We start from the raw sequence: 12010 nt of genomic DNA on the forward strand, positions 1-12010 counted from the left end.
GGGCGGCGGCGCGGACCAGGGCTGGCCCCCGGTAGATGAAGCCGGTGTAGAGCTGGACCAGGGACGCGCCGGCGTCGAACATCCGGGCGGCGTCGTCCGGGTCGACGATGCCGCCGACACCGACGATCGGCAGCCGGCCCCCGGTCTCCCGGTGCACGAACGCGACGACCTCGCGGGCGCGGGCGGCGAGGGGGCGGCCGGACAGCCCGCCGGTCTCGGCGCCGCGCGCCCGGTCGGCCGGAGCGAGCCCGTCGCGGGCGAGCGTGGTGTTCGTCGCGATCACGCCGGCCGCGCCCCGGGCCAGGCACACCTCCAGCAGCTCGGCGATCGCCGGCTCGGTGAGGTCCGGTGCGATCTTCACCAGGACCGGCTTCTCCCCCACCAGGGCGGCCAGCAGCGCGTCGAGGTGCGCCCGGTCCTGCAACGACCGCAGGCCCGGGGTGTTCGGGGACGAGACGTTGACCGCGAAGTAGTCACCGTGGTCGCGCAGCGCGCGGTACGACGCCCGGTAGTCCTCGACCGCCTCGTCCAGCGGGGTGACCTTGGACTTGCCGAGCGAGATGCCCAGCGGCGCCCCGATCGGGCGGGGCAGCGCCGCCAGCCGGGCCGCGAGGGCCTCGGCGCCGGCGTTGTTGAAGCCCATCCGGTTCACCACGGCCTCGCTGTCGCGCAGCCGGAACAGCCGCGGCCGGGGGTTGCCCGGCTGCGCGTGCGCGGTGACGGTGCCGACCTCGACGAACCCGAAGCCCAGCGCCGGCCACGCCGGCAGTGCCGCGCCGTCCTTGTCCATCCCGGCGGCCAGCCCGACCGGATTGGGGAACTCCACACCGAAGACGGTCCGGGGCGCCCGCACGGCGTACCGCGCCCGCAGGACCGCCAGCGCGGCCGGCGACCGCGAGAGCGCGGCGAGCCGCCGCAGGGTCCACTCGTGCGCCGCCTCCGCGTCCCCGCCCCCCACGCGGAACAGAACAGGCCGCACCACGCGCTCGAACATCACCGCCCGCCCCCCGCCGTGTTGATCATGACGGTGGCGGGTGGATCGGAGATCGACCCACCCGTCAGCCTCATGATCGACGCGGGTCGGCAGGGGGTCACCGGCGGGCTCGCAGGGACGCGTGGAGGTCCTGGAGGGGGCGGACCTGCATGTCGCCCCTGATGCGCGCCTCGATGCCCATGACCGCTGCCGCCGCGCCGGGGACCGTGGTGATGCAGGGGATGTCGGCCGTCACCGCGGCGCTGCGGATCTCGTACCCGTCGGAGCGGGCGCTGGCGCCGGAGCCCTGCGGGGTGTTGACCACGAGCGCCACGTCGCCGCCGAGGATCATCGACACCGCGTCCTCGCCCTCGCCCGACTCGTAGTGCTTGCGGATCTGCTCGCAGGCGATGCCGTGCCGGCGCAGCACCTCGGCGGTGCCGGCCGTGGCGACGATCTCGAAGCCCAGGTCGGCGAGGCGCTTGATCGGGAAGATCATGCCACGCTTGTCCCGGTTGGCGACCGAGACGAAGATCCGGCCGCCGGTCGGCAGGGAGCCGTACGCGGCGGACTGCGACTTGGCGAAGGCATGCCCGAAGGCGGTGTCGATACCCATCACCTCGCCGGTGGACTTCATCTCCGGGCCGAGCAGCGAGTCGATGCCCTTGCCGGTGGGGGTGCGGAACCGCTTGAACGGCAGCACCGCCTCCTTGACCGCGATCGGCGCGTCCGGCGGGAGGGTGCCGCCGTCCCCGTCGGCCGGGAGCAGGCCCTCGGCGCGCAGCTCGGCGATGGTGGCGCCGAGCGCGATCCGGGCCGCCGCCTTCGCGAGCGGCACCGCCGTGGCCTTGGAGACGAACGGGACGGTCCGCGAGGCGCGCGGGTTCGCCTCCAGGACCCAGAGCTGGTCGTCCTTGAGGGCGTACTGCACGTTGAGCAGGCCCCGGACGCCGATGCCCCGGGCGATCGACTCGGTGTAGCGGCGGACCTGGGCGACGTGCGACCCGGCGAGGGTGATCGGCGGCAGCGCGCAGGACGAGTCGCCGGAGTGGATGCCGGCCTCCTCGATGTGCTCCATCACGCCGCCGAGGTAGACCTCGCCGTCGGCGTCGCAGAGCGCGTCCACGTCGATCTCGATGGCGTCGTCGAGGAAGCGGTCGACCAGCACCGGGTGGTCCGGGGAGATGTCGGTGGCCCGGCCGATGTAGTCGCGCAGGGTGGTGTCGTCGTAGACGATCTCCATGCCCCGCCCGCCGAGTACGTACGACGGGCGGACCAGCACCGGGTAGCCGATCTCCTCGGCGATCGCCTTGGCGTCGTCGTACGAGGTGGCGGTGCCGTGCGCCGGGGCGCGCAGGCCGGCCCGGGCCAGCAGCGACCCGAACGCGCCCCGCTCCTCCGCGAGGTGGATCGACTCCGGGGAGGTGCCGACCACCGGCACGCCGGCGTCCTTGAGCCGCTGCGCCAGGCCCAGCGGGGTCTGCCCACCGAGCTGCACGATCACCCCGACCACGCCCGGGCCGCCGGCCGCCCTGCCGGAGGAGTCCTCGGCGTGCCACACCTCCAGGACGTCCTCGAAGGTCAGCGGCTCGAAGTAGAGCCGGTCGGCGGTGTCGTAGTCGGTGGAGACGGTCTCCGGGTTGCAGTTGACCATCACGGTCTCGAAGCCGACGTCCCGCAGCGCCATCACCGCGTGCACGCAGGAGTAGTCGAACTCGATGCCCTGCCCGATCCGGTTCGGACCCGAGCCGAGGATCAGCACCTTGGGCCGGTCCGACCCGCGTACCTCGGTCTCTGAGTCGTACGACGAGTAGTGGTACGGGGTGGTCGCCTCGAACTCGGCGGCGCAGGTGTCCACCGTCTTGTAGACCGGGCGGACGTCGAGGCGGTGCCGCAGCGTCCGGACGCCGTCCTCGGCGGCCAGCTCGGGGCGCAGCGCGGCGAGCTGCCGGTCGGACAGCCCGGCCCGCTTCGCGCGGCGCAGCAGGTCGGCGTCGAGCACCGGCGCGTCCACGATCTCGGCCCGCAGCTCGACGAGGCCGGCGATCTGGTCCAGGAACCACGGGTCCATGCCGCCGGAGGCGGCGGCGACCTCGGCGATCGACGCGCCCAGCCGCAGCGCCCGCTCGACGGTGTAGAGCCGCCCGTCGTGCGGCATGCGCAGCGCGGCGAGAGTGTTCTCCTTGGTGGCGCCGGCCGGGTCGGGCAGCGTCCAGAAACCGGCCGCCTTCGTCTCCATCGAGCGCATCGCCTTGTTGAGCGCCTCGGTGAAGTTACGGCCCAGGCTCATCGCCTCGCCGACGGACTTCATCGTGGTGGTCAGCTCGGGGTCCGCGCCGGGGAACTTCTCGAACGCGAACCGGGGGATCTTCACCACCACGTAGTCCAGGGTCGGCTCGAACGCCGCCGGGGTCTTGAGGGTGATGTCGTTGGGGATCTCGTCGAGGGTGTAGCCGATGGCGAGCTTCGCGGCGATCTTCGCGATCGGGAAGCCGGTCGCCTTCGACGCGAGCGCCGACGAGCGGGACACCCGGGGGTTCATCTCGATCACGACGATCCGGCCGTCGGCCGGGTTGACCGCGAACTGGATGTTGCAGCCGCCGGTGTCCACCCCGACCTCGCGCAGCACCGCGATGCCGAGGTCCCGCAGGCGCTGGTACTCCCGGTCGGTCAGCGTCATGGCCGGGGCCACGGTCACGCTGTCGCCGGTGTGCACGCCCATCGGGTCGACGTTCTCGATCGAGCAGACGACCACCACGTTGTCGTGGCGGTCGCGCATCAGTTCGAGCTCGTACTCCTTCCAGCCGAGCACGCTCTCCTCGATGAGCACCTCGTGCACCGGGCTGGCGGTCAGGCCGGCGCCGGCGATGCGCTCCAGGTCCTCGTCGGTGTGCGCCATGCCGGAGCCGAGGCCACCCATCGTGAACGACGGCCGGATCACCACCGGCAGGCCCAGCTCGCCGACGGTCTCGCGGACCTCGTCCATCGAGTGGCAGACCCGGGAGCGGGGCACCAGGGCGGACGGGTCCTCGACGCCGATCCGCACGCCTGCCTTCGCGACGATGTCCTTGAACAGCTGCCGGTCCTCACCGCGCCGGATGGCGTCGATGTTCGCGCCGATCAGCTCCACGTCGTACTTCTCCAGCACGCCGGCCTCGTGCAGGGCGACGGCCGTGTTGAGCGCGGTCTGGCCACCCAGGGTGGGCAGCACCGCGTCCGGGCGCTCCTTCGCGATGACCAGCTCGACGAACTCGGGGGTGATCGGCTCGACGTACGTGGCGTCGGCGAACTCCGGGTCCGTCATGATCGTCGCCGGGTTCGAGTTGACCAGGCTGACCCGGATCCCCTCGCTGCGCAGCACCCGGCACGCCTGGGTGCCCGAGTAGTCGAACTCGCAGGCCTGCCCGATGACGATCGGCCCGGAGCCGATCACCAGGATGTGCTTCAGATCGGTCCGCTTGGGCATTACTTCCCGCCTTCGATGAGTTCGACGAAACGGTCGAAGAGGTAGTCCGCGTCGTGGGGGCCGGCCGCCGCCTCCGGGTGGTACTGGACGGTGAAGGCGGGCACGTCCTTGGCCCGCAGCCCCTCGACCACGTTGTCATTCAGGCAGACGTGGCTGACCTCCACACCGCCGAACTCGGTGTCGATCACCTGGTTGGGCACCACGGCACCGGGCTCGGCGCCGGGGAACTGCACCGCGAAGCCGTGGTTGTGGCTGGTCACCTCGACCTTGCCGGTCGCCCGGTCCAGCACCGGCTGGTTGATCCCGCGGTGGCCGTAGCCGAGCTTGTACGTGCCGAAGCCGAGCGCCCGGCCGAGGATCTGGCTGCCGAAGCAGATGCCGAACAGCGGCACCTTGCGGGTCAGCACCTCGCGGGCCAGCGCGACCGGCCCGTCCGCGGTGGCCGGGTCACCCGGGCCGGGCGAGAAGAACACCGCGTCGGCGCCGGTGGCGAGCAGGTCGTCGATCGTCGAGTGGGCCGGCAGCACGTGGGTGGTGACGCCGCGGGCGGCGAGCCGCCGCGGCACGTTGCGCTTGATGCCCAGGTCGAGGGCGGCGACGGTGAACCGGTGCTCCCCCACCGCCTCGACCACGTACGGCTTCGGGGTGGTCACCTCGGCGGAGAGGTCCGCGCCGACCATCTGCGGCGACTGGCGGACCCGGGCCAGCAGCGCCCTCGGGTCGGTCTCGACGCTGGACACACCCACCCGCATGGCGCCGCGCTCGCGCAGGTGGCGGGTCAACGCCCGGGTGTCGACCCCGCTGATGCCGACCACGCCCTCAGCGGCGAGCCGGTCCTCCAGGCCGCCGGTGGCGCGCCAGTTCGAGCCGATCCGGGCGGGGTCGCGGACGACGTACCCGGCGACCCAGATCCGGCCGGACTCGTCGTCCTCGCCGTTGACCCCGGTGTTGCCGATGTGCGGCGCGGTCTGCACCACCACCTGCCGGTGGTAGGACGGGTCGGTCAGGGTCTCCTGGTAGCCGGTCATGCCGGTGTTGAAGACCGCCTCGCCGAAGGTCTCCCCGACGCTGCCGTACGCCTCGCCGTGAAAGGTCCGCCCGTCCTCCAGGACGAGAATCGCGGAACGCCTCTTCACTTCACTGCCTTTCCGTCCAGGACCGTCGGCTCGCCGCGCAGAAAGGTCGCCACGATGCGACCCGGCAGCGTCATGCGGGCGTACGGGGTGTTTCGGCTGCGGCTGGCCAGTTCCGCGGGCTCGATCGTGCGGCGGACGGCCGGGTCCACCAGGGTCAGGTTGGCCGGTACGCCCGGCGCGGGGTCGTGGCCGTGGTCGGCCAGGCCGGCGATGCGCGCCGGGGCGCGGGACATCCGCTCGGCGATGAGGTCCCACTGCGGGCCGAGCACGTCCAGCGCGATCGACAGCGCCGTCTCCAGCCCGAGCATGCCCGGCCGGGCGTACGCCCACTCGCACTCCTTGTCCTCCACCGCGTGCGGGGCGTGGTCGGTGGCGATGACGTCGATCACGCCCTCGGCCAGCGCGGCACGCAGCGCGGCGATGTCGGAGTCGGTGCGCAGCGGCGGGTTGACCTTGTAGACCGGGTCGTAGGTGGCCGCCTTCTCGTCGGTGAGCAGCAGATGGTGCGGGGTCACCTCGGCGGTGACCCGGACACCCCGGGCCTTGGCCTGGCGCAGCACCTCGACACTGCCGGCGGTGGAGACGTGGCAGATGTGCAGGCGGCTGCCGACGTGCTCGGCGAGCAGCACGTCCCGGGCGATGATCGCCTCCTCGGCGACCGCCGGCCAGCCGGTCAGGCCGAGGCGGGTGGACACCTCCCCCTCGTGCATCTGGGCGCCCTCGGTCAGGCGGGGCTCCTCGGCGTGCTGGGCGATGATCCCGTCGAACGCCTTGACGTACTCCAGCGCCCGGCGCATGAGCCGGGGGTCGGCGACGCAGTGCCCGTCGTCGGAGAAGATCCGCACCCGGGCGGCGGAGTCGGCCATCGCGCCCAGTTCGGCGAGGTGCTCGCCGGCCAGGCCGACGGTGACCGCGCCGATCGGCTGCACGTCGACCAGCCCGGCCTCCCGGCCCAGCCGCCAGACCTGCTCGACGACGCCGGCGGTGTCGGCGACCGGCGACGTGTTCGCCATCGCGCACACCGCCGTGTAGCCGCCGAGCGCCGCGGCCCGGGAGCCCGACTCGACGGTCTCGGCGTCCTCCCGGCCCGGCTCGCGCAGGTGGGTGTGCAGGTCGACCAGGCCGGGCAGGGCGACCAGGCCGGTGCCGTCGACCGCGGTGGCGTCCGGCGCCGCGAGGCCCGTGCCGGTCCCGGCCACGACGCCGTCGCGGATCAGCAGGTCGGTCGGCGCGCCGCCGACGACGCTCACGTTGGTGATCAGGTACGCGCTCACCGGTTGTTCCCTCCGAGCAGCAGGTAGAGGACGGCCATCCGGACGGAGACGCCGTTGGCGACCTGTTCGACGATGGTGGAGCGGGGCGAGTCGGCGACCTCGGGCGTGATCTCCATGCCCCGGTTCATCGGGCCGGGGTGCATGACGATCGCGTGCTCGGGCAGCCGGCGCATGCGCGGGCCGTCGAGGCCGTAGCGGCGCGCGTACTCGCGGGCGGACGGGAAGTAGGAGTCGTTCATGCGCTCGCGCTGCACCCGCAGCATCATCACCACGTCCGACTGGGGCAGCACCGCGTCCAGGTCGTACGAGACGTCGGTGCCGGGCGCGAGCGCCTGCGCGATGTCCACCGGGATGAGCGTCGGCGGGCCGACCAGGGTGACCTTCGCGCCGAGCGTGGACAGCAGCAGGACGTTGGAGCGGGCCACCCGGCTGTGCAGCACGTCCCCGACCACCGCGACCGAGAGGCCGGCGATCCGGCCCAGCCGGGAGCGCATCGTGTACGCGTCGAGCAGCGCCTGGGTCGGGTGTTCGTGGGTGCCGTCGCCGGCGTTGACCACCGAGCCGTCCACCCAGTCGGCGAGCCGGTGCGGGGCGCCCGAGGCGGGGTGCCGGACCACCACGGCGTCGGCGCCCATCGCCTGGAGGGTGAGCGCGGTGTCCTTGAGGCTCTCCCCCTTGGCGACGCTGGAGCCCTTGGCCGAGAAGTTGATCACGTCGGCGCTGAGTCGCTTGGCGGCGGCCTCGAAGGAGATCCGGGTACGGGTGGAGTCCTCGTAGAAGAGGTTCACCACCGTCCGGCCACGCAGCGCCGGCAGCTTCTTGACCTCGCGGCCGGCCACCGTCGCCATCTCGGCGGCGGTGTCCAGGATCCGGGTGGCGGTGGCGGCGTCCAGGTCGGCGCCGGAGAGCAGGTGGCGGATCATGCGCTGAGCCCCCTTTCGTTCGCGACTGCGGGGCTCCGCGTCGCTGCGCTCCTCGCGCTCACCGGTCACCTCCGTACAACTTGACCTCGTCGGCGCCGTCGGTCTCCGCGAGGGTGACCTTCACGCTCTCGGCCAGCGAGGTCGGGATGTTCTTGCCGACGTAGTCGGCGCGGATCGGCAGTTCGCGGTGACCGCGGTCGACCAGGACGGCGAGCTGGACCGACGCCGGGCGGCCGACGTCGTTCAGCGCGTCCAGCGCCGCGCGCACGGTGCGGCCGGAGAAGAGGACGTCGTCGACGAGGACGACCCGCTTGCCGTCGATGCCGCCGGCCGGCAGCTCGGTCGGCCCGATCGCGCGGGTGGCGTGCCGGCGCAGGTCGTCGCGGTAGAGGGTGATGTCGAGCACGCCGACCGGGACGTCGACGCCCTCGAAGGCGCTGATCCGGGCGGCGAGCCGCCGGGCGAGGGGTGCGCCCCGGGTGGGGATGCCGAGCAGGACGGTCTGCTGGGCGCCCTGGGTCTTCTCCAGGATCTGATGGGCGATGCGGTCGACCACGCGCTGCACGTCGGCGCTGGTGAGGATCACCTTCACCGAGGGTTGCGGCGCGGTCGACGACCGGGCAGCCGGTGGGTAGGCCACGGCGGACCTCCTTCCCCGCCTCACGGGACGGGTCGTTAAAGGACGTCGGATGACCGGCGCGGACCGCGGGCGGACCGGCCGGGGGCTTCGGGCCACGTTACCAGTGGTCACCGCACGGACCGTCGCCACCCGCTGACCTCGCGGTCAGGGCGGCGAAATGGGGACAACTCCCCCAGCGCCCCAACGGGAAGGTCACGGGCACTTGACCGGCTGTCGCAATCCCCGTACCGTCACGCTCCGTAGCGATCGACGGGAGAACCCCGAGCAGCACTGGGAGTGTCCGAATGCCCTCTGAGTACGCCAAGTCGCTGGGCGCCCGCCTGCGCTCCATCCGCCAGCAGCAGGGCCTGTCCCTGCAGGGCGTGGAGGAGAAGTCGAACGGGCGGTGGAAGGCCGTGGTGGTCGGCTCCTACGAGCGCGGCGACCGGGCCGTCACCGTGTCCCGTCTCGCCGAACTGGCCGACTTCTACCGCGTTCCCGTCTCCGAGCTGCTGCCCGACGGCAGCGGCGTCCGTCACGAGCCCACCAGCAAGATCGTGCTGGACCTCGAGCGGCTCTACGACGAGGCCAGCGAGGACCTCGCCTACGTCGCCCGGTACGCCCGCGCGATCCAGCAGCAGCGGGGTGACTACAACGGCCGCGTCCTGTCGATCCGCGCCGACGACCTGCGCGCCCTGGCGATCGTCTACGACGCCTCGCCGTCCGGCCTGATCGAGCGGCTGACCGAGCACGGCGTGCTCGTCGCCGACCCGCGGGCGTTCTTCGCCTCCTGAGCACCGACGACAGGAAAGGCCCGTGCCGTCCGGCACGGGCCTTTCGTCGTTCCTGTCGCTTTACGCGGTTCCGGTGTCCCGGTTCAGCGGCGGCCGGACCGCCCACGCCGTGGCGGCGCGCTCAACGGGTGGCGTACTCGGCGATGCGCCCGAGGATGCCGTTGAGGAAACGCGGCGAGTCGTCGGTCGACATCTGCCGGGCCAGTTCCACCGCCTCGCTGATCGCCACCGCGTCGTCGACCTCGTCGACGTAGAGCAGCTCGTACACCGCGACCCGGGCGAGGTTGCGGTCCACCGCCGGCATCCGCTCCAGCGTCCAGCCCTCGGCGTAGCTGGCGATCAGCTCGTCGATCCGGTCGAGGTGGCCGGCGACCCCCTCGACCAGGCTGACCGTGTACCCCAGATGCTCGGGACGCGGCTTCTCGATCCGCTCGACGTAGCCGGCGAGCACCTCGACCGGTGGGCGGTCCCGCAGATCGGCCTCGAAGAGCACGTCCAGCGCCCGCTTGCGCGCCTTGCGGCGCGCGGGCATCTGCTGCTTGGGACCCTCGGCCATCAGGCCCGGCCGAGGTAACGGCCGTCGCGGGTGTCGACCTTGATCTTCTCGCCGGTGGTGATGAAGAGCGGCACCTGCACGGTCGCGCCGGTCTCGACGGTGGCCGGCTTGTTGCCGCCGGTCGAGCGGTCGCCCTGGAGGCCGGGCTCGGTGTAGGTGACCTCGAGCACGACGCTGGTCGGCAGCTCGATGTACAGCGGGACCCCCTCGTGGGTGGCGACGATCACCTCGGCCTCGGGCAGCAGGTAGTTGGCCGCCTCGCCGACCGTGCCGCCGGGCACGGTGATCTGGTCGAACGTCTCCAGGTCCATGAAGACGTAGTCCTCGCCGTCGGCGTACAGGTACTGCATCGTGCGCTTGTCGACGGTCGCGGTCTCGACCTTGGTGCCCGCGTTGAAGGTCTTGTCGACCACCTTGCCGGACAGCACGTTCTTGAGCGTGGTACGCACGAACGCACCACCCTTTCCGGGCTTGACGTGCTGGAACTCGACGACGGCCCACAGCTCACCGTCGAGGTTGAGTACCAGGCCGTTCTTCAGGTCGTTGGTGGTGGCCATTTCCTGCCTTGATCATCAATTGGCGGACAGACCTGGCAAGTCTACTAGGCGGCTGCGCGCCGTAGCCCGGCGGCGACGGGAGGCGGTCAGGGACGCCGCGTGGCCAGGTGGTGCAGTGCCAGGCGGTAACCGTCCACCCCCAGGCCGCAGATCACCCCGGTCGCCACGGCGGAGACCACCGAGTGGTGCCGGAACGGCTCCCGCGCGTGGATGTTGGAGATGTGCACCTCGACCAGCGGGCCGCGCAGCATCGCGCAGGCGTCCCGGACCGCGATCGAGTAGTGCGACCAGGCGGCCGGGTTGAGGACCACGGCGGCGCCCTCGTCGGCCGCCTCGTGCAGCCAGCCGAGCAACTCGTGCTCGGCGTCGGTCTGCCGCACCACCACCTCCAGCCCGAGGTCCCGACCGGTCCGCTCGCACAGCTCCACCAGGTCGGCGTACGTGGTGGCGCCGTAGACCTCCGGCTGCCGGGTGCCCAGGCGGCCCAGGTTGGGGCCGTTCAGCACGTAGACCCTCACGCGGCCACCTCGCGGTAGGCGGCGGCCAGCAGCTCGTCGTCGGGCCCCTCCAGGATCGCCGGGCGGGCCAGCCCGTCCAGCACCACGAAACGCAGCCGGTTCCCGCGGGCCTTCTTGTCCACCCGCATGGTGGCCAGCAGCCGGGGCCACGCGTCGGCGGCGTAGCCGGTGGGCAGGCCGAGCGCGGCCACGGTGGTGCGGTGCCGCCGCGCGGTGGCGTCGTCGAGGCGGCCGGCGAGCCGGGCCAGCGCCGCGGCGTACACCAGGCCGACGGCGACCGCGTGGCCGTGCCGCCAGCGGTAGCCCTCGACCTTCTCGATCGCGTGGGCCAGCGTGTGGCCGTAGTTGAGCACCTCGCGGACACCGGACTCGCGGAGGTCCCCGGAGACCACGTCGGCCTTGACCCGGATCGCCCGTTCGATCAGCTCCCGCACCACCGGGCCGGCGGGGTCGGTGGCCGCCGCCGGATCCCGCTCGACCAGGTCGAGGATCACCGGGTCGGCGATGAAGCCGCACTTGACCACCTCGGCCATCCCGGCCGCCAGGTCGACCGCCGGTAGACCGTCCAGCGTCGTGAGGTCGGCCAGCACGCCGACCGGCGGGTGGAACGCGCCGACCAGGTTCTTGCCCGCGGCCGTGTTGACGCCGGTCTTGCCACCGACCGCCGCGTCCACCATGCCGAGCAGGGACGTCGCCACCGGCACCCACCGCACGCCGCGCAGCCAGCAGGCCGCCACGAAGCCGGCCAGGTCGGTGACCGCGCCGCCGCCGACGCCGACCACGGCGTCGTTCCGGGTGAAGCCCGCCTCGCCCAACTGGTCCCAGCAGGCCGCCGCGACGTCGATGTCCTTGCCGGCCTCGGCGTCGGGCACCTCCACCGGCAGCGGGATCACGCCCGCGGCGCGGAGCCGGTCGTCGACCGCCTTGGCCAGGTAGGTCAGCGGCGGGGCGTACAGCACCGCCACGCGGGTCGCTCCGGGCAGCAGGGCGGGCAGCTCGCCGAGCAGGTCACGGCCCACCAGCACGTCGTACGGCCGCTCGCCGCCCACCGGGATCCGGGTCACGTCGTCCATCGCGCGCAGCCTAGCCGAGGCGGGGGTCCGGACGCGGCCAGTGTCCACTCCGTGACCAGGCCCCGGGACGGACGTTTCACCGGTGTCACCCGGGGGACGGGGTGCGGGAGGAACGACCACC

11 protein-coding genes are annotated in these 12010 nt (G+C 72.6%); 1 reads left to right on the forward strand and 10 read right to left on the reverse strand.

Annotated features, from left to right (window positions below):
• The 6 genes from HCJ94_RS17940 to pyrR all read right to left on the reverse strand — a co-directional run.
• Positions 1-997: quinone-dependent dihydroorotate dehydrogenase (locus HCJ94_RS17940; protein ID WP_168002181.1), on the reverse strand; the 997-nt coding region annotated here is incomplete at its 3' end.
• Positions 998-1091: 94 nt separating this feature from the next.
• Positions 1092-4439: a carbamoyl-phosphate synthase large subunit gene (gene carB, locus HCJ94_RS17945; RefSeq protein WP_168002182.1), complete on the reverse strand. Its 3348-nt coding sequence runs from the start codon at positions 4437-4439 to the stop codon at positions 1092-1094.
• A complete protein-coding gene (gene carA / locus HCJ94_RS17950) occupies positions 4439-5575 on the reverse strand; it encodes a glutamine-hydrolyzing carbamoyl-phosphate synthase small subunit (RefSeq protein ID WP_168002183.1) in 1137 nt (378 codons plus the stop codon). The genes carB and carA overlap by 1 nt, the downstream gene beginning before the upstream one ends.
• The gene (locus HCJ94_RS17955) at positions 5572-6849 is read right to left on the reverse strand and encodes a dihydroorotase (RefSeq protein WP_168002184.1); all 1278 of its coding nucleotides are present in this window, start codon (positions 6847-6849) and stop codon (positions 5572-5574) included. Before HCJ94_RS17955 ends, carA begins: the two co-directional genes overlap by 4 nt.
• Positions 6846-7772 carry an aspartate carbamoyltransferase catalytic subunit gene (locus tag HCJ94_RS17960; RefSeq protein WP_168002185.1) on the reverse strand — a complete coding sequence of 309 codons (927 nt, stop codon included), beginning with the start codon at positions 7770-7772 and terminating at the stop codon, positions 6846-6848. The genes HCJ94_RS17955 and HCJ94_RS17960 overlap by 4 nt, the downstream gene beginning before the upstream one ends.
• A 58-nt stretch (positions 7773-7830) precedes the next feature.
• Positions 7831-8412, reverse strand: a complete 582-nt coding sequence (pyrR, locus tag HCJ94_RS17965; protein WP_168002186.1) for a bifunctional pyr operon transcriptional regulator/uracil phosphoribosyltransferase PyrR — start codon at positions 8410-8412, stop codon at positions 7831-7833.
• 284 nt (positions 8413-8696) lie between these two features.
• On the opposite strand from pyrR, the gene bldD reads away from it, so the two are divergent.
• Positions 8697-9185 carry a transcriptional regulator BldD gene (gene bldD, locus HCJ94_RS17970; protein WP_013285505.1) on the forward strand — a complete coding sequence of 163 codons (489 nt, stop codon included), beginning with the start codon at positions 8697-8699 and terminating at the stop codon, positions 9183-9185.
• A gap of 121 nt (positions 9186-9306) precedes the next feature.
• On the opposite strand, the gene nusB is transcribed toward bldD, so the two are convergent.
• The 4 genes from nusB to aroB form a co-directional block, all read right to left on the reverse strand.
• The gene (gene nusB, locus HCJ94_RS17975; RefSeq protein ID WP_205801481.1) at positions 9307-9717 is read right to left on the reverse strand and encodes a transcription antitermination factor NusB; all 411 of its coding nucleotides are present in this window, start codon (positions 9715-9717) and stop codon (positions 9307-9309) included.
• A 23-nt stretch (positions 9718-9740) separates the two neighbouring features.
• Positions 9741-10298 (reverse strand): elongation factor P, encoded by a 558-nt coding sequence (gene efp, locus HCJ94_RS17980; RefSeq protein ID WP_168002188.1) that lies wholly within the window; start codon positions 10296-10298, stop codon positions 9741-9743.
• Positions 10299-10384: 86 nt separating this feature from the next.
• Positions 10385-10816, reverse strand: a complete 432-nt coding sequence (gene aroQ / locus HCJ94_RS17985; RefSeq protein WP_168002189.1) for a type II 3-dehydroquinate dehydratase — start codon at positions 10814-10816, stop codon at positions 10385-10387.
• The gene (aroB, locus tag HCJ94_RS17990) at positions 10813-11889 is read right to left on the reverse strand and encodes a 3-dehydroquinate synthase (RefSeq protein ID WP_168002190.1); all 1077 of its coding nucleotides are present in this window, start codon (positions 11887-11889) and stop codon (positions 10813-10815) included. The genes aroQ and aroB overlap by 4 nt, the downstream gene beginning before the upstream one ends.
• Positions 11890-12010: the final 121 nt, after the last annotated feature.

Origin of the sequence: Micromonospora thermarum (assembly GCF_012034245.1) — a bacterium.
In the GTDB taxonomy this organism is placed as follows: Bacteria; Actinomycetota; Actinomycetes; order Mycobacteriales; family Micromonosporaceae; genus Micromonospora; species Micromonospora thermarum.